Below are 20,303 nucleotides of genomic sequence, written 5' to 3'. Positions count from 1 at the left end.
TCGAGAACATGCAGCTGCTCGACTGAAGAAGGCCCCCTGCCCCCCGCCGCGGCGGGGGGCAGGGGGCCTTCTTCAGTCGAGCAGCTGCATGTTCTCGAGGTTGAGGGCGGAGACGGCGGTGGGTGCGTGCTCGCCCTTGCTGGCCAGCTCCTCGAACTCCACGACGTTGTCGAGCTCCGTGCCCATCGAGATGTTGGTGACCCGCTCGAGGATGATCTCCACGACCACCGGCACGCGGTGCTCCACCAGCAGCTTCTTGGCCTCCTCCAGGGCGGGGCCGATTCGGTCGGGCTCGTGCACCCGCAGCGCTTTGCAGCCCAGGCCCTCGGCGACCTTGACGTGGTCGACGCCGTAGCCGCCGAGCTCGGGGGAGTTGACGTTGTCGAAGGCCAGCTGCACGGCGTAGTCCATGTCGAAGGCCCGCTGCGCCTGCCGGATGAGCCCCAGGTAGGAGTTGTTCACCAGCACCTGGATGTAGGGCAGATTGAACTGGGCCCCGACCGCCAGCTCCTCGATCAGAAACTGGAGGTCGTAGTCGCCGGACAGCGCGACGACCGTGGCCTCCGGATCGGCGACGCAGACGCCGAGGGCCGCAGGCACGGTCCAGCCGAGGGGCCCGGCCTGACCGGCGTTGATCCAGTGGCGGGGTCGGTAGACGTGCAGGAACTGGCCTCCGGCGATCTGGGAGAGGCCGATGGTGCTGACGTAGCGGGTGTCCTTCCCGAACGCCTTGTTCATCTCCTCGTACACCCGCTGGGGCTTGATCGGTACGTCGTCGAAGTGCGTGCGGCGCAGCAGGGTCCGCTTGCGCTCGCCGCACTCCTCGACCCAGGTGCCGCGATCGGGCAGCTGCCCGGCCGCCTGCCGTTCCCGGGCGACCTCCACGAAGAGCTGCAGGGCCGCTCCGGCATCGGAGACGATCCCGAGGTCGGGCGTGAACACCCGCCCGATCTGGGTGGGCTCGACGTCGACGTGGACGAAGGTGCGCCCGCGGGTGTAGGTCTCCAGCCCCCCGGTGTGACGGTTGGCCCACCGGTTCCCGACGCCGAGCACGAAGTCCGAGGCGAGCAGGTTCTGGTTCCCGTAGCGCTGGGACGTCTGAAGCCCGGCCATGCCGGCCATGAGCCGGTGGTCGTCGGGGATCGAGCCCCAGCCCATCAGCGTCGGGACGACTGGGATGTCGACCAGCTCGGCGAACTCGACCAGCAGGTCAGCGGCTTCGGCGTTGATGATCCCCCCGCCGGCGACGATCAGCGGCCGCTCGGCGGCCTGGAGCATGTCCAGGGCCTTCTCGATCTGGGCGCGGGTGGCCCGCGGCTTGTAGACGGGCAGCGGCTCGTAGGCGTCGATGTCGAACTCGATCTCGGCCATCTGCACGTCGAAGGGCAGGTCGATCAGCACCGGGCCGGGCCGGCCGGAGCGCATGAGGTGGAAGGCTTGCTGGAAGGCACGCGGAACCTGCGCCGGCTCGAGCACGGTCATCGCCATCTTGGTCACCGGGGCGGCGATCGCGGCGATGTCAACGGCCTGGAAGTCCTCCTTGTGCAGCCGCGCGGTCGGCGCCTGGCCGGTGATGCAGAGGATGGGGATGGAGTCGCCGGAGGCCGAGTACAGGCCGGTGATCATGTCGGTGCCGGCCGGCCCGGAGGTGCCGATGCAGACGCCGATGTTGCCGGCCTTGGCCCGGGTGTAGCCCTCCGCCATGTGCGACGCGCCCTCGACGTGCCGGGCGAGCACGTGGGAGATGCTGCCGTTCTCACTGAGCGCGGCGTACAGCGGGTTGATCGCGGCTCCGGGCACGCCAAAGGCGTGCGTCACGCCTTCGCGCTGGAGGATCTGCACGGCGGCCGAGATGGCCCTCATGCGAGGCATGGGTCTCCTGTCTCCGGGTCCGCTCGCCGGACCCGCGTCATGTCGTGGGATGCGGGTGGTCAGTGACGGCCGGAGAGCTGCTCGACGAGCTTGAGCAGCGCCGAGTGGTCGAGGCCGCCGTCACCCTGGGCCTTCAGGCTGGCGACGAGCTGGGCGACGACCGCCCCCAGCGGGATGACCACGCCGGCCTCGCGCGCGGCGGAGGTGACGATGCCCAGGTCCTTGTGGTGCAGCTCGATGCGGAAGCCGGGCGTGAAGTCGCGGCGCAGCATCGCTGCGGCCTTGCGGTCGAGGATCGCGTTGCCGGCCAGCCCGCCGGCGAGGACCTTGACCGCGGCCTCGGTGTCGACGCCGTAGGCCTCGAGGAAGACGATGGCCTCGGCGACCAGCTCGATGGTGCCGGCGACGATGAGCTGGTTGGCCGCCTTGACCGTCTGGCCGGAGCCGGCCGGGCCGACGTGCACCACGGTCTTGCCGACCGCCTCGAGAACGGGCCGACCGTCGGCGAAGTCCTCCGGGCTGCCGCCGACCATGATGGAGAGGGTGGCGTCGATCGCGCCCTGCTCGCCGCCGCTGACCGGGGCGTCGAGGACGCGCACACCTCGGTCGTGGCCCGCCTCGGCCACCTTCTTGGCGACGTCGGGACGGATCGAGCTCATGTCAACGTGCAGGGTGCCGGGCTTGACGACCCCGTAGAACCCGTCCTCGCCGATGGTGACCGCCTCGACGTCCGGCGAGTCGGGAACCATCGTCACGACGACGTCGGCGTCCCGCACGGCCTCGGCCAGGCTGCCTGCTCCGCGCCCACCTTGGTCGACGAGCCGTTGGATCGGCTCCGGGCTCAGGTTGTAGCCGATGACGTCGAAGCCGGCCTTGACCAGGTTGCCGGCCATCGGGCCACCCATGATGCCGAGGCCGATGAAGGCGACCGTTGTCATAGGAACACTTCCTTCCTGTCGGGGTGTGAGCGGTCGTGGGGTGCGGCTTTCCTGCCAGGTCCCGGCGGCCCCGTCCCGGGCCCCGCCCTGAGCGTGCGGGGGTGGCGAGGACGGGGTCCTTCTCCGGTGGGAGGCAGGAGGCCCTTCTTCAGGCGGCGGAACGGCTCAGCCAGCCGAAGCTGTCGGCCGAGGCACCGCTGGGCTTGTACTCCAGCCCGACCCAGCCATCGTAACCGGCGGCCGTCAGCTGGCCGAGGTAGCGGTGCAGGTTGAGTTCGCCGGTCCCGGGTTCGTTCCGGCCGGGGGCGTCGGCGATCTGTACATGCGCGACCCGCCGGCCGTAGGTCTCGATGACCCGGTCGAGGTCGTCACCGTTGACCGCCAGGTGGTACAGGTCGCACAGGAAGCCCAGGTTCGTCACCTCGCTCTCCTCGGCCACGCGGTCGATCACCCCGATGGCGTCGGCAGCAGTGCGCAACGGGTACCGAGGTGCGCCGCTCACCGGCTCGACCAGCACCGTGCCCCCGATCCGGCTCGCGGCGCGGCCGGCGAGGGCAAGGTTCTCCACCGCCAGGGTGTCCTGCTCGTCCGGCCCGGCGTCGTCGACCCGGTTGCCGTAGAGCGCGTTGAAGGCGCGGCAGCCGAGCTGCTCGCCGATCCCGACGGTCACGTCGACGTTGTCCCGGAATTCCTGCGAGCGCGCGGGCCAGGACACCAGCCCCCGGTCCCCCGAAGGCATGTCGCCGGCGAAGAAGTTCAGCCCGGCCAGCTGCACGCCGGCGTCGCGGACAGCCCGGAGGAAGGCGTCGACATCGGCGTCGGAGGGCACAGCGACCGGGAAGGGCCACCAGAACTCGACGGCGTCGAACCCGGCCTGCTTCGCGGCCGCCGGGCGCTGCAGCAGGGGCAGCTCGGTGAACAGGATGGAGCAGTTGACCTCGTACTGAAGGGTGCGAGCGACCATCACTATCTTCCGTGGAGTTGATCGGGTCGAAAGTACATGCACGGCAGGTCCGGCAGGACCAGAATGGCGTCACAAGCGGGGTCGCCGCGAAGGTGAGCCCGTGCGATGAGTTGCTGCCGGAACCGTAAGTGCCGTTGACGGGCCCGGTCAAGCGGTTGGCCTCACCGGTCCGGGGCCACAGGAAGATATATCGAATACCCACTGGAAGGACTGTGGGACCGCATTCTTTGGGTCGGGGAAGTATTTGGTATATCCGTTGAGCGCGTGTTGACCCGATCACATTTGCGCTCCTAGTGTTCTCCGCCAACGGACGGGTCGATTCGACCCGCCCGGCAGAACCGCGGCACGGCGGGGTGCGCCGAGCCCTCGAAACTCGCGCCTGCCACGCGAGCGGCCCCCGGACCATCAGTTCTCTCTGAGCAGGAGGCGTTGTGGCCCAGTACGACATGGTCCTGCGCGCTCACCGTCTTCTGACGTCCGGGCGCGAGGAACCCGGCTGCGTCGGCGTCATCGACGGTCGCATCGCCGCCGTGGAGCCGCTGGACTCTCGCCTGGAGGGCCGACGGGTCGTCGACCTCGGGAGGACGTCGTCCTGCTCCCCGGGCTGGTCGACGCCCACGTGCACGTGAACGAACCCGGCCGCACTGAGTGCGAGGGGTTCGCGTCGGCGACGCGGGCGGCTGCCGCCGGCGGCGTCACCACGATCCTCCCCGTACGCGGGCCGGCGGCTCGACGGAGTCGTCCGCAGCACCTGGCTGCGCGGCCAGGAGACGGGCGGCGACGAACCGCGGGGCCACCTGTTGACCCGAGGAGAAGCGTGACGATGACCAGCCATGTACAGGACCAGCCCACCGGGCAGCGGGACGCCGAGCAGCCCGGCGTCAAGGTGGTGGGCTCCGAAGCCGGCGCGGCGCCGGGACAGGACTTCACCCGCCTGCCGGACCTGGCCTCGCGGAGCCTGGGCAGCAGCGTCGTCTATGCCAACGACGAGCTCTTCGCCGAGCGGGAGAACCTGATCAAGCCGGAGGCGCCCTCGTATTCCACGTACACCTTCGGGCACAAGGGCCAGGTCTACGACGGGTGGGAGACCCGCCGGCGGCGCGAGCCCGGGTTCGACTACGCCATCGTCCGCCTCGGTGCGCCGGGCGTGGTGCGGGGCGTCGTCGTCGACACGGCCTTCTTCAAGGGCAATTACCCGCCGGAGGTGTCGGTCGAGGGAACCGCGGTCGAGGGCTACCCGTCACCGGGCGAGCTGCAGGACGCGGAGTGGGTCCCCCTGGTGCCCCGCTCGCCGGCCGCCGGCGACACCGCGAACTCCTTCGCGGTCGATACCGACCACCCGACCCCGACCCCGCCCGGGCGTCGCGGCTCGGACGCGGCGCACTGACCGGGGGACGGCGGAGCGGGCTCGTCCGGGGCCGCCCCGTCGTCCCACCGGTCCGGCACTGTCACCCCACCACCGAGCTGAGCTAGCTCACACCATGGAGGCTCTCCGTGCTCGATGACCTGGATCCGGGCGAGACGCAAGAATGGATCGACGCGCTGGACTCGGTGCTGGCGTTCGAGGGGGCGGAACGCGCGTTCCACTTGCTGGACGAGGTCGTCGCCGAGGCCCGCCGCAAGGGCGCGCCGGTGCCCTACAACGCGACCACGCCGTACCTCAACACGGTCCCGGTGGACAAGGAGGACCGGCACCCTGGCGACCGTGCCGTCGAGCACCGCATCCGCTCCTTCATCCGCTGGAACGCCATGGCCATCGTCCTGCGGGCCAATAAGGAGTCGTCCGAGCTCGGTGGCCACATCGCCAGCTTCCAATCCGCCGCGACGCTGTACGACGTCGGCTTCCAGCACTTCTTCCACGCGCCGACCGACACACACGGCGGCGACCTGCTGTTCATCCAGGGGCACTCCTCGCCCGGCATCTACGCTCGCTCCTATCTCGAGGGGCGCCTCACCGAGGAACAGCTGCTGAGGTTCCGCCAGGAGGTCGGCAGCGGAGGGCTGTCGTCCTATCCGCACCCCTGGCTGATGCCGGATTATTGGCAGTTGCCCACCGTGTCGATGGGCCTGGGCCCCATCATGGCGATCTACCAGGCGCGGTTCCTGAAGTATTTGCACTGCCGCGGGCTGGCCGACACCAGCGGGCGCAGGGTGTGGGCCTTCCTCGGCGACGGCGAGACCGACGAGCCCGAGTCGCTGGGCGCGATCGCACTGGCAGCGCGGGAGAAGCTTGACAACCTCGTCTTCGTCGTCAACTGCAACCTGCAACGCCTCGACGGGCCGGTCCGCGGCAACGGCAAGATCATCCAGGAGCTGGAGGGGGTCTTCCGCGGGGCGGGCTGGAACGTCATCAAGGCGATCTGGGGCAGCAGTTGGGACCCGCTGATCGCCCGGGACACCTCCGGTCTGCTGCTCAAGCGGATGGAGGAGTGCGTCGACGGCGAGTACCAGGACTTCAAGTCCAAGAACGGCGCCTATGTGCGGGAGCACTTCTTCGGCAAGTACCCCGAGTTGCTCGAACTGGTCGCCGGCATGAGCGACGACGAGATCTGGGCGCTCACCCGCGCGGGGCACGACCCGAGCAAGGTCTACGCGGCCTACAGCGCCGCGGTGAGGACCGTAGGGCAGCCGACCGTGATCCTGGCCAAGACGGTCAAGGGCTACGGCATGGGCGAGGCCGGCGAGGGGCAGAACATCACCCACCAGCAGAAGAAGGTGGCCGGCGCCGCGCTGGCGCGGTTCCGGGATCGGTTCGACATCCCGGTTCCCGACGAGCAGCTCGAGCAGGTGCCGTTCCTACGCTTCCCGGAGGACAGCGCAGAGATGCGCTACCTCCGCGAGCGCCGGGCAGCGCTAGGCGGGCCGATGCCGGTCCGCCGGCGCCGGTCCAGCGAGAGCCTGCAGGTGCCGGACCTCTCCGCCTTCGGAGGCCAGCTCGCGCCGGTCCAGGGCCGGGAGATCTCCACCACCATGGCCTTCGTCCGAATCCTCAACACGCTGCTGCGGAACAAGTCCATCGGCGAGCGGGTGGTGCCGATCGTGCCCGATGAGTCGCGCACCTTTGGGATGGAGGGGATGTTCCGCCAGTTCGGCATCTTCAGCCAGGTCGGGCAGCTGTACCAGCCCGAGGACGCCGACCAGCTCATGTACTACCGGGAAGCCCCGGACGGTCAGATGCTGCAGGAGGGCATCAACGAGGCCGGGGCGATGTCGTCGTGGATCGCGGCGGCGACGGCGTACAGCCTCAGCGACACCCCGATGATCCCCTTCTACATCTTCTACTCGATGTTCGGGTTCCAGCGGGTGATGGACCTGGCCTGGGCGGCCGGTGACTCCCGGGCCCGCGGCTTCCTGCTCGGTGCCACCGCCGGGCGGACCACCCTCAACGGTGAGGGCCTGCAGCACGAGGACGGCCACAGCCACCTGCTGTCCTCGGCGATCCCCAACTGCGTCTCCTACGACCCGACCTACGCCCACGAGGTCGCGGTGATCGTCCAGGACGGTCTGCGCCGGATGTACGCCGAGCAGGAGGACGTCTTCTACTACGTCACCCTGATGAACGAGAACTACGAGCATCCCGGGATGCCCGAGGGCGCCGAGGAGGGCATCCTCCGGGGGCTGTACCTGCTGCGGGAGGGGCCGGCCGAGCCGTCCCGCCGCAAGGCCGCGCCGCCGCGCGTGCAGCTGCTGGGCAGCGGCACGATCCTGCGCGAGGTGCTGGCCGGCGCGGACCTGCTCGCGGCCGACTTCGGCGTCGAGGCCGACGTGTGGAGCGCGCCCAGCCTCACCGAGCTGCGGCGCGACGGGCTCGAGGTCGAGCGGTGGAACATGCTCCATCCGGCCGAGCAACCGCGCCGCAGCTGGGTGGAGCAGTGCCTGGCCGACCGGCGCGGTCCCGTGATCGCCGCCAGCGACTACATGCGGACCTTCGCCGACCAGATCCGGCCGTTCGTGCCGGGCAGCTACCGGGTGCTGGGCACCGACGGCTACGGGCGCTCGGACTACCGCCGCAACCTGCGCCGGTTCTTCGAGGTCGACCGCTACGCGGTGGTGGTGGCGGCGCTGGCGTCGCTCGCCGCCGAGGGCGCCGTCCCGGCGGGGACGGTGGCCGACGCGATCGGCCGCTACGGCATAGACCCGGAGGCGCCGCCGCCGTGGACCGTCTGACCGCATCCCTCGTCCGGAAGGCCTGACATGACCTCACCCGCCGAAGTGACGGTTCCCGACCTCGGTGACTTCTCCGACATCCCGGTCATCGAGATCCACGTGCGGCCCGGTGACACGGTCGCGGCCGAGGACCCTCTAGTGACGCTGGAGTCGGACAAGGCGACGATGGAGGTGCCCGCGCCCGAGGCCGGAACCGTCCGGGAGCTGCGGATCTCCGTCGGCGACCGGGTCAACGTCGGGTCGCCGATCCTGCTGCTCGACCGGTCCGACGGCGCTGCACCGGTCGAGCAGCTCGCCTCCTCGACCGTCGACCAGGTCGAGCCGGCCACCGAGGCGGCTCCCGCGCCGACGGCGGCGGCCGCCGAACCGGCCCGCCGCTCCGCCGAGGCGGCGTCCCTGCCGTCCGCACCCGGTGGGCCGCCGGTGAGCGCGACAGCGGCACCGCCCGACTTCACCGGCGTGCACGCCGGGCCGAGCGTGCGCCGGTTGGCCCGGGAGCTCGGCATCGACCTGACCGAGGTGACCGGCTCAGGGCCCAAGGGCCGGATCACCAAGGAGGACCTACTCCGCGAGGTCCACGGTCCAGAGCAGGCCGCTGCAGCCCCGGCGGCGGGTGCCGGCATCCCGGAGATCCCACCGCAGGACTTCTCGAGGTTCGGGCCGGTCGAGATCCAGGCGCTCACGCGCATCCAGCGGGTGTCCGGGCCGCACCTGCACCGTTCTTGGCTGAACGTCCCGCACGTCACCCACGACGACGAGGCGGACATCACCGAGCTCGACGCCTACCGCAGGGAGCTCGACACCGAGGCCCGAGCCGAGGGGTACCGCGTCACCCTGCTGTCCTTCCTGCTCAAGGCCTCGGTGTCGGCGCTGCGCGAGTTCCCGCGCTTCAACAGCAGCCTGGCGCCGGAGAAGGACGCCCTGGTCCTCAAGCGCTACTTCCACATCGGGGTCGCCGTCGACACCCCAGACGGCCTCGTTGTCCCGGTCATCCGCGACGTCGACCGCAAGGGGGTCCGGGAGCTCAGCCGCGAGCTCGGCGAGGTGTCCGCGCGGGCCCGGGACGGCAAGCTGACCGCTCCCGACCTGCAGGGCGGCTGCTTCACCATCTCCAGCCTCGGCGGCATCGGCGGAACGTCGTTCACCCCCGTGGTCAACGCCCCTGAAGTGGCCATCCTGGGCGTCGTCCGGTCGAGGACGGCCCCGGTGTGGGACGGCGCGACGTTCGTGCCTCGGCTGGTGCTGCCGCTGTCGCTCTCCTACGACCACCGGGTCATCGACGGTGCGCTCGCCGCCCGCTTCGCCCGGCACCTCGGTCACCTGCTGGAGGACGTGCGCCGGCTGGTGCTGTAGCACTCCGCGCCGGCCTCTCGCCCTCCGCCCTCTCCCGTAGCCCTGGAGCTCTCCGTGGACATGCGCATCCCCGACCTCGGCACCTTCACCGAGGTCCCCGTCGTCGAGGTGCACGTCGCGCCCGGCGACGAGGTCGCCGCCGAGGACCCCGTCCTCACCCTCGAGTCGGACAAGGCGACGATGGACATCCCCGCCCCCTCCGCCGGCACGGTGGAGGAGGTGCTGGTCTCCGTCGGGGACACCGTCAGCACCGGCGATCTCGTGATCCGCCTATCCGGCGGCCAGGCTGAACCACAGTCGGCCGGGCTGCCCCCGGAGGCCGAGGAGGCGATGACGCCTGCCGCCGACCAGGCGGGCTACGGCTCGCCGGCGGGGGTGTATGCGTCGCCGCAGCAGGGACCGACGCAGCAGGGGCGGTCGGCATCCGGCAGGCCTCCGGTCCCGCGGCCGGTCACGGACCGGGAGAGCGACCTGCACGCCGAGGTGCTGGTCCTGGGCGCGGGACCCGGCGGGTACACCGCCGCGTTCCGCGCCGCGGACCTCGGCAAGCGGGTCGTGGTCGTCGACGCACGGGCGGCGTTGGGTGGGGTGTGCCTGAACATCGGGTGCATCCCCTCCAAGGCGCTGCTGCACGCCTCGAAGGTGATCGCCGAGGCGCGGGAGATGAGCGAGCACGGGATCCGGTTCGGGTCGCCGAGCATCGACCTCGACGGCCTGCGTACCTGGAAGGACGGCGTCGTCCGGCGGCTCACCGGCGGCCTGGGCGGGTTGGCGCGGAAGCGCGGGGTCACGACAGTCCAGGGTATGGGGCGGTTCGTCTCGCCGACCCAGCTGGAGGTGGCCGGAGCCGACGGATCCACGACGCTGGTGGGCTTCGACACCGCGATCATTGCCTGTGGCTCAGAGCCTGTGACCCTGCCCTTCGTGCCCCACGAGGACCCCCGGGTCATCGACTCGGAGGGAGCGCTGGCGCTGACCGACGTGCCCAGGCGCCTGCTGGTGCTCGGTGGCGGGATCATCGGGCTGGAGATGGCGACGGTCTACTCCGCGCTCGGCTCGCAGATCACCGTCGTCGAGCTGATGGACCAGATCATTCCCGGCGCCGACCAGGACGTCGTGGCCCCGCTCGCCAAACACATCCGCAAGCACTACGAGAATGTCCACCTCTCGACCGAGGTGACCCGGGTCGAGGCCGCCGATGACGGGCTGCGGGTGACCTTCGACGGCGCCGGCGTGCCCGCCCAGGACGTATTCGACAAGGTCCTGGTCGCCGTGGGGCGCAAGCCCAACAGCAAGCTCATCGGCGCCGACGCCGCGGGGGTAATCGTCGACGACCGCGGGTTCATCCCGGTGGACAAGCAGTTGCGCACCAACGTCCCGCACATCTTCGCCATCGGCGACGTCGTGGGCCAGCCCATGCTCGCGCACAAGGCGACCCACGAGGGCAAGGTGGCCGCCGAGGCCGCGGCCGGGCAGCCCAGCCACTTCGACGCGCGGGTCCTCCCGTCAGTTGCCTACACCGATCCCGAGGTGGCGTGGGTCGGTGCAACCGAGAACGACGCTAAGGCGGCCGGGCTGACGTATGGCACCGGCGTCTTCCCCTGGGCGGCCAGCGGGCGGGCGCTCTCCCTCGGGCGGGACGAGGGCATGACGAAACTCGTCTTCGACGAGGCCACCCATCGACTCATCGGCGCCGGCATGGTCGGGCCCAACGCCGGCGAACTGATCGCGGAGGCCGCGCTGGCCATCGAGATGAGCGCCGACGCAGGCGACATCGGGATGACCATCCACCCACACCCGACGCTGTCGGAGACCGTGGGCATGTCGGCCGAGGCCTTCGAAGGAACCATCACCGACCTGTACCTGCCCAGAAAGAAGCAGTAGCCGGACCACGTGGCACGAGAGGTGCAGGGGACGGCTCGAGGTCCGGTGTCGCGGTCCCGCGGCCGGACGCAGCTGCAGCCCTGACCAGCCACCGGCGGAACCATGACATCGAGGAGCGACCGCATGTACCAACGGCCCTACGAGCTGGTCGGTGCGCCCGACAGCCTGATCGCGCGCATCCGCGCCCGAGGCAACGACGTGCTGCGCAACCCGATGCTCAACCGCGGTACCGCCTTCACCACGGACGAGCGGGAGGCGCTGGACCTGGTGGGGCTGCTGCCGAGCGCGGTCTCGTCGATGGAGGGCCAGGTGCGCCGCACGTACGAGCAGTACCGCGGCCAGCCCAGCGCGCTGGCCAAGCACGTCTACCTGGCCAGCCTGCGGGACCGGAACGAGGTGCTGTTCTACCGGCTGCTCAGCGAGTACCTGGAGGAGATGCTCCCGGTCGTCTACACGCCGACCATCGGGGAGGTCATCGAGCGCTTCAGCCACGACTACAACCGGCCGCGGGGAGTCTTCCTGTCCGTCGACGAGCCGGAGGACATCGAGCGGGCGCTGCGGGACTACGGTCTCGGGCCCGACGACTGCGACCTCATCGTCGCCAGTGACTCCGAGGGCATTCTGGGGATCGGCGACCAGGGTGTCGGCGGCATCCAGATCTCCATCGGCAAGCTGACCGTCTACACCGCGGCCGGGGGCATCCACCCCCGGCGGGTCCTCCCCGTCGTGCTCGACGTCGGCACCGACAACCTCCGCCTGCTCAACGACGAGATGTACCTCGGTAGGCGGCACTCACGGGTGCGCGGCCAGCGCTACGACGACTTCATCGACGCCTTCGTGGCCGCGACCACCAAACTGTTCCCCAACGCCTTACTGCACTGGGAGGACTTCGGTGCGAGCAACGCCCGACGGATCCTCGAGCGGTACAACCAGACCTGCTGCACCTTCAACGACGACATGGAGGGCACCGCGGCGGTCGTGCTCGCGGCCGTCTTCGCCGCGCTGCGCTCCACCGGCGCGCGGCTGCGTGACCAGCGGGTGGTCGTCTACGGCGCCGGGACGGCGGGGATCGGGATCGCCGACATGCTCCGCGACGCCATGGTCCGGGAGGGGTTGTCTCGCGAGGAGGCGATGCAGCGGTTCTGGGCGCTGGGCAGCCGCGGGCTCCTGACCGAGGAACGTGCCTCCGAGCTGCGCGACTTCCAGGTGCCGTACGCCCGTCCCGCCGGCGAGACGGCCGACTGGGCCGGACCGAGCGGATCCATCGGGCTCGCCGAGGTCGTGGTCCGGGCCCAGCCGACGGTCCTCATCGGCACCTCGACCCAGCCGGGCGCCTTCAGCGAGCCGATCGTGCGGACAATGGCGGCCTCCACCGAGCGACCGGTCATCCTGCCGTTGTCCAACCCCACGTCCCGGTGCGAGGCGCTCCCGGACGACCTGATCCGCTGGACCGACGGCCGCGCGTTGGTGGCCACCGGCAGCCCGTTCCCGCCGGTGGACCACGACGGACGGACCCACGTCGTCGCGCAGGCGAACAATGCCCTGATCTTCCCCGGCCTGGGGCTGGGGGTCTCGGTGGTGAAGGCGCGGCGGATCAGCGCCGGCATGCTGACCGCAGCAGCGGCCGCGGTCGCCGAGCTCTCCGACGCGGGCACCACGGGGTCGGCGCTGCTACCCCCGGTGGACGACCTGCGGCCGGTGTCAGCTGCGGTCGGGATCGCGGTGGCCAAGGCCGCGGCATCCGAGGGCCTGGCCCAGGTGGAGCTGCACGATCCGGTCCAGCAGGTGCACGCCGCGATGTGGCGGCCGGAGTACCCGCGGGTCGAGGCGGTCTGAACCCGGTGTGCTGATCAGCCACCACGAGAGGATCTAGGAGAGAACGATGTCGAAACGGCTCCAGCCGGGTGATCCGGCCCCTAATTTCACCTTGCCCACCCCGGACGGCGACGAGGTGTCGCTGAAGAGACTGCGCGGCGGGAAGGTCGTCCTCTACTTCTATCCGGCCGCCATGACACCGGGCTGCACCAAGGAGGCCTGCGACTTCCGCGACAACCTCGCCTCGCTGCGCGGCGCCGGGTACACCGTGCTCGGCGTCTCCCCGGATGAGCAGCAGAAGCTCGCGCAGTTCCGCGAGCAGGAGGGGTTGACCTACCCCCTCCTGGCCGACGGCGACCACGCCGTGTGCGAGGCCTACGGCGTCTGGGGGGAGAAGCGCGTCAACGGCAGGACGGTGACCGGTGTCATCCGGTCCACCTTCGTCCTTGACGAGGAGGGCCAGGTGGAGACAGCGATGTACGACGTCCAGGCGATCGGGCACGTGGCCGAGCTGCGCCGGACTCTCAGGCCTGCCATGACCCGGTCGTCACCTGCCACGGCGGCACCCACAACGGTGGGCCAGCACTCCGGTGGCCCGCCGTCCTGGTCGACCGGCGCGGTAGCCAGGAGAGCGAAGATCGTCAGCACCCTGGGGCCAGCCACGCACTCCTACGAGCGCATCCGGTCCCTGGTCGAGGCCGGCATGGACGTCGCCCGGCTCAACTTCTCCCACGGCTCCCACGAGGACCACGCCCAGTCCTACCGCTGGGTCCGGCAGGCCGCCGAGCAGACCGGCCGGGGCGTGGCCGTCCTCGTCGACCTGCAGGGTCCCAAGATCCGGCTGGGCCGGTTCGCGGACGGCCCGGTGCTCTGGGCGACCGGTGAGACGGTAACGATCACCACCCAGCTGGGCGCGGGGGACCACGACCGGGTGTCGACCACCTACGCCGGCCTGGCGTCCGACGTCGCGCCCGGTGACCCGGTGCTGATCGACGACGGCCGGGTGGCCCTGCGTGTGGTGGCGGTACAGGGACCGGACGTGCGCCTCGAGGTGATCGAGGGAGGGACGGTCTCGGACTCGAAGGGGCTCTCGCTACCCACCGGGGGCGTCGGCGTCCCGGCGCTCAGCGATAAGGACGAAGCCGATCTGCGCTTCGGGCTGACCCTGGGTGCGGACCTGGTGGCGCTCTCCTTCGTGCGATCGCCCGAGGACGTGGGCCACGTGCACCGGGTCATGGACGAGGTGGGCATCCGCCGGCCCGTCCTGGCGAAGATCGAAAAGCCGCAGGCGGTCGCGGCGCTGGACTCGATCGTGGAGGCCTTCGACGGGCTGATGGTCGCGCGGGGTGATCTAGGGGTGGAGATGCCGCTGGAGCGGGTCCCGCTCGTGCAGAAGCGGGCGGTCCAGGTGGCGCGCGAGCTGGCCAAGCCGGTCATCGTGGCGACCCAGATGCTCGAGTCGATGGTCGACGCGTCGCGGCCGACCCGCGCCGAGGCCAGCGACGTGGCCAACGCCGTGCATGACGGCGCGGACGCACTCATGCTCTCGGCGGAGACCAGCGTCGGCCGGTTCCCGGTCGACGCTGTTGCCACGATGTCGCGGATCATCGCGGCGGCGGAGGAGGAGCTGGAGAGGATTCCGTCGCTCGAGCGCAGCCCCGCCTCGTTCGGAAGCGCCATCGCACGGTCTGCGGTCGACCTGGGGCAAACGACCGGCGCGGGGGCGTTGGCCGCCTTCACGCAGAGCGGGGACACCGCGCGCCGGCTCGCCCGCCACCGTTCGCCGATCCCACTGCTGGCCTTCACCCCGATTCCCGAGGTCCGCCGTCAACTGGCCCTCGTCTGGGGCGTCGAGACTTTCCTCGTCCCGGCGGTCGACCACACCGACGCCATGGTCCGGCAGGTGGACAGTGCCATGCTGGAGTTGCGGCACATGCAGCCGGGGGAGCCCGTGGTGGTCGCCGCCGGCAGCCCGCCCGGCACTCCAGGGTCGACGAACACCCTGCGCGTGCACCGGCTCGGCGATCCGATTTCCTCCGGTGCCGAAGGCAGCCGGTGACGGGCATGGGCTGCGACCCGGACTGGCCACCGCGGCCGCCGTCCCCGAGCGGAACGGTGCGGGAGCCGGCCGACGGCTGCCGCCGGGTCCTGCGCCCCCCCGCCGCGGCGGTGCGCCCGCCACGACCACCACGCCGGTGCCCGGCCATCCCGCAACCCGACCCCGGTGGTCCTCCACCCGCTACCTGCAGAAAAGACGAGGTGGGAGCCATGACTGATGTCCGCCTGACAGAAAAGCCGGTGGAGCGTGGCGCGGAGATGCTCACCGGCGAGGCGCTGGCCTTCGTGGGAGAGCTGCAACGCCGTCTCGCGCGCGCTCCGAGTGGACGGTCGCGCCGGGCCCGGCCGATCTCACCGACCGGCGGCTGGAGATCACCGGCCCAGCCGACCCGAAGATGGCCCTCAACGCGTTGAACTCGGGCGCGAAGGTGTGGTTGGCCGACCTCTGGGTGTACCCGGTCATCAGGTTGGTGCCAGGCGGCTGATCGGTGGTAGCCCGCCGAGTGCGCTCTGGCGGCGTTGAGTGTTGTAGTGCTCGATCCAGGGGGCAAGGGCGGCGGCGCGCTCGTCGTTGCTGGTGAATACCTGGCGGTAGGCCCACTCGGTGACCAGGGTGCGGTTGAGGCGTTCGATCGGTTACGCCGGGCACGACCTCGATCGCGTCGTGCAGCAGGTCGTGCACGCCGCCGGCGGTGACCGCCGCATCGAACCCGCGGTCCTCGACGGTGGCGCCCACGATCAGGCCGTCACCGGCGTGGGGCACCATGTAGACGTGCCGGCCCCGGACCAGGGCCCGGACCGTGCCCTCGAGCAGGTCGGCAGCCCCGGCCATCCGCAGGATCTGACCCTTCACCGGGCGCACCGGCAGGGCGCCGACCGACGGCAGCGTCGCACTCCAGGCGCCCATCGCCAGCACGACGACGTCCGCAGGCACCAGCGTGCCGCCCGCCGTCCGCAGGCCGGCGGCCCGGCCGCCGCTCACTTCCACGTCGCCGATCCGCTCGCGCACGAACCGCACCCCGGCGGTCGCGGCCGCAGCGGAGAGCGCAGCGTGCAGGCCGCGGCCGTCGACCGAGTGGTCGCCGGAGACGGCCAGCCCGCCGCGCACCCGCGGGGTCAGCGAGGGCTCGCGGCGGCGGGTCTCCCGAGGCGTGAGCCGCTCGACGGAGAGGCCGAGCTCCTGCTGGTAGCGGTGCAGCGCATCGAGCGCGCGCATGTCGTCCTCGTCGAAAGCCGACCACCAGGGTGCCAACGGTGCGCAGCTCCACGGGGACGCCGCCGGCCCGCTCCACCTCGGCGACGAAGGCGGGGTAGCGCTCCAGCTAGGCCAGGCACAGCCGCAGCAGCGCCTCCTCGCCGTAGGAGACCTCGGTGACCGAGGCGAGCATCCCGGCCGCCGCGGACGAGGCCCCGCTGCCGGGGGCGTCGTCCACCACGGTGACCGACAGGCCGCGCTGCGCCGCCCGCCAGGCGACGGAGAGCCCGATCAGCCCGCCGCCGGCGACCGCGACGTCGGTCATCGGACGTCGCCGGCCAGGGCGCGGAGCAGCTGCCGGGTCGCCGCCGCCGGGTCGGCCGCGCCCGAGACGGCGCCCACCACGGCGACTCCCGCGGCACCGGCGGCGAGCAGCTCGGGCACCCGCTCGGCGGTGATCCCGCCGATGGCGATAACCGGTACCGCCACCCCCGCGGCCACCGCCCCGATCCGGGCGGGGCCGAGGGCATCGGGCAGACTGGTCTTGGTGGTGGTCGGATACGCCGGCCCGACGCCCAGGTAGTCGGCGCACTCGGCCACCAGCCGGCGGGCCAGCTCGGGGTCGCGGGCCGTGCCGCCGATCAGGTGGCCGGGGCCGGCCACCCGGCGGGCGGCCGCGACCGGCAGGTCGTCCGCGCCGAGGTGGGTGCCCGCGGCGCCGACGGCGAGCGCCACGTCCACCCGGTCGTTGACCAGGCAGGTGGCCCCGGCCGGCCGGCAGATGTCCACCACCTGGCCGGCGAACTCGTTAGAGCACCCGGTCGGTGCAGTCCTTTGCGCGCACCTGGACGACCGGCGCGCCCGCTGCCACCGCCGCGGCCACCGCCGCCAGCGCCTGGGGGCCGCCGCCCGCGTCGGTGAGGACGTGCAGCGGTCCCAGGGGCGGCCGGTTCACGCGACCACTCCGCTGCGGCGCCGCCGGCGCCGGCCCGGCAGCACGATCAGCGCGGTGAGCGCGGTCGCGACGGCGAGGCTGACCAGCGAGGCCGACCAGCCGTTGCCCGGGTCGATGCCGAGGTCGGCCTGCCGGGCGGTCCACCAGACGGTCCAGCTCTGGCCCGGTCCGGTGAAATAGGTCGGCAGGGTCAGCTGGTAGGCGAGGAACCCGGCGATCCACGGCAGCAGGAGCAGCGGCCGTGCCGGTGCGCGGTCCGAGGTGTCCCACTGCCCGCGCGGCGTCGACCAGTAGGCCACCAGCAGCACCCCGACCAGCGGGACGAAGACCGCACCGATGAGGAAGAGGAACGGCTCGTAGGCGGCGATGTCGAAGAAGAGCGCCAGCAGGGTCGCCGCCGTCCCGACCCCCACGGCCAGCAGCCGCCGGTCGAGCCGGGCGACCAGGTTCTGCGCGGAGATCGCCGTCGAGTAGACGTGGGCGAAGGCCTCGTCGAGCTCGACCGTGATCAGCACCAGCACGGCGATCACGCCGAGCGGCACGGCCAGCAGCGCGTCGACGACGTCCAGGCCCGCGCTGCCGTAGGCCGCCAGGGCCAGCACACCCAGCGTGAACATCACGACGGTCGCCAGGCCGTAGCCCACCGACGAGCCGACGAAGGCCGCCCGGCCGGTGCGCACGTGCCGGGTGTAGTCGGCGGCCAGCGGGAACCACGACACGGGCAGCGCGATGACGATGTCCGTCGCCGTCCAGAAGGACGTCGCGCCACCGCCCTCCAGCGGCGGCAGCGGCTCGGCCAGCACCTGGACGTAGAGGTACACGATGGCGGCCAGCGCGGCCCAGACCGCGTAGCGGGCCAGCACCCGCACCACGCCCAGCGGGCGCAGGGCCATCGCGGTGGCCAGGATGCCGGCGGCCAGCACGAAGGGCCAGCGCGGCGCGTCCAGCGCCCGGGAGGCGGCCTCGGCGATGACGACGATTTCGAAGGTGGCCCAGCCGACGCACTGCACCAGGTTGAGGACGGTGGGCGCGTAGGAGGTGCGCCGTCCCAGCAGGCCACGGAGCAGCACCATGCCCGGGACGCTCTCGCGCGCGCCCGCGGCCGCGGCCAGGCCCAGGAGCACCGCCCCGATGAGCGCACCCAGGACGATCGCGCCGAGGGTCTCCGACAACGGCCGCCCCGGAAGGACGACGAAGACGGCGGCCACCGGCAGCAGCAGGCTGATGCCGAGGTTGCCCCACAGGCCCAGGGAGTCGCGCAAGCCGAGGGTCCGCGGCGGTGGTTCGGTGAGGGTCAGTGGCGCATCTGGGGTGGGGCCGGCTGTGCGCATGCTGCCCGACGTGCTCACGATCGCTCCCTACGCCGGCATTACCCGGTCAGGTTCGAGCGGTCGGCGGCGCGCTCAGCCGCCCTCTCAGCCCGGTTGCCCCGAGCTCCCGCACACGGCTCCGGCCGTGTCGAATCCCACCCTAGCCACCTCGTAGAGTCGCCGCCGTGCCGGTCGCCGAGCTGCTGCAGCGCCACGCCGCCGAGTGGTGCCGTGCCGTGTGCCACCCGTTCCTGGACGCCGTCCGGGACGGAACCCTGCCGGCGGCCGCCTTCGACACCTGGCTGGTCCAGGACGCGCGCTTCGTCGCCGACCTGCTCCGCTTCCAGGCCCGGCTGCTGGCCCGGGCGCCCCGCCAGGCGCAGCCGGTGCTGGCCGGCGGCGTGACGGCGCTGGTCGAGGAGCTGGCCTGGTTCGAGCAGCAGGCGGCTGCCCGCGGCCTGGACCTGGCGGCGCCGGCGCTGCCGGCCACGGCGCGGTACGCGGAGCTGCTCGAGCGCCTCGACTCGGCTGACGTGCCGAACGCTCTGGTCGCGCTGTGGACGATCGAGCGGACGTACCTCGACGCGTGGTCCGGTGCACGGCCCGGCGCGCCGGAGTACCGGGAGTTCGTCGAGCACTGGACCGTGCCGGTGTTCGCCGACTACGTGGCGGGCCTGGAGGTGGCCGCGGACCGCGCCGGCCCGGTGGACGCCGATGCGGTGTTCCTCGAGGTGGTCGCCGCTGAGATCGCGTTCTGGGAGATGGCGGTGGACGCCCGGTGACCTCAACGCCGTCCGGGCTCGCCGCGCGGCTGTGGGCCGACAACGCAGATCTGGCCGCGGCCTGCCTCGCGCACTCGTTCGTCACCGGCATCTCCGACGGGACGCTGCCGCGCGAGCGGTTCGCCGGTTACGTCGCGCAGGACGCCTTCTTCCTGGAGGCGTTCGCCCGCGCGTACGCGCTGGCTGTCGCGCACAGCCGGGACCGCGCCTCGCTCGAGGCGTTCGCCGACCTGCTGGCCGGCGTCCGCGAGGAGTTGCGGCTGCACGACTCGTACGCGGCCCGGTGGGGGATTGACCTGGCGGCGGTCGAGCCGGTCGCGGCGACGCTGGCCTACACCGACTTCCTGCTTGCCACCGCCTCGGTCGGCGACGTCGGCCGGACGTGCGCCGCGATGACCCCGTGCATGCGGCTGTACGCCTACCTGGGTCAGGCCCTGTCCGGGCGGTCGCAGGAGACCTACGGCGAGTGGGTCACCACCTACGCCGCGCCGGAGTTCGACGCGCTGGCCGCGACCCTCGAGCGGCTGCTCGACCGGCATGCGACCGATACGCCCGCGGTGCGCCGAGCCTACCGTCGGGCCATGCAGCTCGAGCTTGCGTTCTTCGAGGGCGCCTGTGGGGAGGATGGCGGCCGGTGACCGCCGTGGCCCTGACCGTCGCTGGCAGCGACCCGAGCGAGGGAGCCGGCATGCACGTGCTGCAGGCCGAACAGTGTCATGCGCGGCACGGGCAGGACCTCGTCGACCGGGTGCACGTCGCCGCGCGCGGTCGTCTTGCGACGGAACATCGGTTACCTCACCTGGGGGCTGGTCGGAGTCGGGGACGGGGCCGGGCTACCAGCCTTGGCCGGGGTCGAATGCGAGGCCGGGCTCCGGTGCGTTCTCGCGCCGGACGGTGCCCTCGATCAGCCCCTAGGAGCCTGCTGAACAACCTCGGCGTGTCTGCCCGGTGCGAGCGGGGAGCGCGAGAACGATTTGGGTCGTGCAGGGCACTTCCCAGCCTCAGCATGT

The 20,303-nt window shown here is 71.7% G+C and carries 15 protein-coding genes and 2 pseudogenes; 8 read left to right on the top strand and 9 right to left on the bottom strand.

Going from position 1 to position 20,303, the window contains the following annotated elements; all coding sequences use genetic code 11:
* Window positions 1-72: 72 nt before the first annotated feature.
* The 3 genes from gcl to CNO22_RS17250 all read right to left on the bottom strand — a co-directional run bounded on the left by gcl (window position 73) and on the right by CNO22_RS17250 (window position 3,774).
* Window positions 73-1,872 carry a glyoxylate carboligase gene (gene gcl, locus CNO22_RS17260; protein ID WP_100500533.1) on the bottom strand — a complete coding sequence of 600 codons (1,800 nt, stop codon included), beginning with the start codon at window positions 1,870-1,872 and terminating at the stop codon, window positions 73-75.
* Window positions 1,873-1,931: 59 nt separating this feature from the next.
* Window positions 1,932-2,810, bottom strand: a complete 879-nt coding sequence (locus tag CNO22_RS17255) for a 2-hydroxy-3-oxopropionate reductase (RefSeq protein WP_100500532.1) — start codon at window positions 2,808-2,810, stop codon at window positions 1,932-1,934.
* 148 nt (window positions 2,811-2,958) lie between these two features.
* Window positions 2,959-3,774 carry a hydroxypyruvate isomerase family protein gene (locus tag CNO22_RS17250; RefSeq protein ID WP_100500531.1) on the bottom strand — a complete coding sequence of 272 codons (816 nt, stop codon included), beginning with the start codon at window positions 3,772-3,774 and terminating at the stop codon, window positions 2,959-2,961.
* An 823-nt stretch (window positions 3,775-4,597) separates the two neighbouring features.
* Between CNO22_RS17250 and CNO22_RS17240 the strand changes: the two genes are divergently transcribed.
* From CNO22_RS17240 to pyk, 6 genes are all read left to right on the top strand, one after another.
* Window positions 4,598-5,161, top strand: coding sequence for a hypothetical protein (locus CNO22_RS17240; protein WP_100500535.1), 564 nt, complete (start codon window positions 4,598-4,600; stop codon window positions 5,159-5,161).
* A gap of 107 nt (window positions 5,162-5,268) precedes the next feature.
* Window positions 5,269-7,941, top strand: a complete 2,673-nt coding sequence (gene aceE, locus CNO22_RS17235; protein WP_100500530.1) for a pyruvate dehydrogenase (acetyl-transferring), homodimeric type — start codon at window positions 5,269-5,271, stop codon at window positions 7,939-7,941.
* Window positions 7,942-7,968: 27 nt separating this feature from the next.
* A complete protein-coding gene (gene aceF, locus CNO22_RS17230) occupies window positions 7,969-9,294 on the top strand; it encodes a dihydrolipoyllysine-residue acetyltransferase (RefSeq protein WP_100500529.1) in 1,326 nt (441 codons plus the stop codon).
* A gap of 60 nt (window positions 9,295-9,354) precedes the next feature.
* Window positions 9,355-11,178, top strand: a complete 1,824-nt coding sequence (lpdA, locus tag CNO22_RS17225) for a dihydrolipoyl dehydrogenase (RefSeq protein ID WP_100500534.1) — start codon at window positions 9,355-9,357, stop codon at window positions 11,176-11,178.
* Between the two features lie 123 nt (window positions 11,179-11,301).
* Entirely contained in the window at window positions 11,302-13,014 is a 1,713-nt protein-coding gene (locus CNO22_RS17220; protein ID WP_100500528.1) for an NAD-dependent malic enzyme, read from the top strand.
* A 46-nt stretch (window positions 13,015-13,060) separates the two neighbouring features.
* Window positions 13,061-15,052: a pyruvate kinase gene (gene pyk, locus CNO22_RS17215; protein ID WP_100500527.1), complete on the top strand. Its 1,992-nt coding sequence runs from the start codon at window positions 13,061-13,063 to the stop codon at window positions 15,050-15,052.
* Window positions 15,053-15,513: 461 nt separating this feature from the next.
* Here the strand turns inward: pyk and CNO22_RS17205 are convergent.
* From CNO22_RS17205 to CNO22_RS17190, 6 genes and pseudogenes are all read right to left on the bottom strand, one after another.
* A pseudogene (locus CNO22_RS17205) lies at window positions 15,514-15,684 on the bottom strand (integrase core domain-containing protein); the annotation flags it as partial.
* Between the two features lie 25 nt (window positions 15,685-15,709).
* Window positions 15,710-16,267: pseudogene (locus tag CNO22_RS29720) on the bottom strand (FAD-dependent oxidoreductase); the annotation flags it as partial.
* Window positions 16,268-16,373: 106 nt separating this feature from the next.
* On the bottom strand, window positions 16,374-16,571 hold the full coding sequence (locus tag CNO22_RS29715; protein ID WP_269799603.1) for an FAD-dependent oxidoreductase: 198 nt from the start codon (window positions 16,569-16,571) through the stop codon (window positions 16,374-16,376).
* Complete coding sequence (locus CNO22_RS17195) at window positions 16,568-17,038, bottom strand: thiamine phosphate synthase (RefSeq protein ID WP_198588399.1); 471 nt, start codon at window positions 17,036-17,038, stop codon at window positions 16,568-16,570. The genes CNO22_RS29715 and CNO22_RS17195 overlap by 4 nt, the downstream gene beginning before the upstream one ends.
* A 16-nt stretch (window positions 17,039-17,054) precedes the next feature.
* Window positions 17,055-17,201, bottom strand: a complete 147-nt coding sequence (locus tag CNO22_RS28425) for a hypothetical protein (RefSeq protein WP_198588398.1) — start codon at window positions 17,199-17,201, stop codon at window positions 17,055-17,057.
* Complete coding sequence (locus CNO22_RS17190; RefSeq protein WP_100500526.1) at window positions 17,198-18,550, bottom strand: purine-cytosine permease family protein; 1,353 nt, start codon at window positions 18,548-18,550, stop codon at window positions 17,198-17,200. The genes CNO22_RS28425 and CNO22_RS17190 overlap by 4 nt, the downstream gene beginning before the upstream one ends.
* Before the next feature lie 146 nt (window positions 18,551-18,696).
* On the opposite strand from CNO22_RS17190, the gene CNO22_RS17185 reads away from it, so the two are divergent.
* A complete protein-coding gene (locus CNO22_RS17185) occupies window positions 18,697-19,293 on the top strand; it encodes a thiaminase II/PqqC family protein (RefSeq protein WP_100500525.1) in 597 nt (198 codons plus the stop codon).
* Window positions 19,290-19,931 (top strand): TenA family protein, encoded by a 642-nt coding sequence (locus CNO22_RS17180; RefSeq protein ID WP_100500524.1) that lies wholly within the window; start codon window positions 19,290-19,292, stop codon window positions 19,929-19,931. The genes CNO22_RS17185 and CNO22_RS17180 overlap by 4 nt, the downstream gene beginning before the upstream one ends.
* Window positions 19,932-20,303: the final 372 nt, after the last annotated feature.

It is taken from the genome of Geodermatophilus chilensis (assembly GCF_002802985.1).
Lineage (GTDB): Bacteria > Actinomycetota > Actinomycetes > Mycobacteriales > Geodermatophilaceae > Geodermatophilus > Geodermatophilus chilensis.
This window is presented reverse-complemented; position numbering and strand designations above follow the sequence as displayed.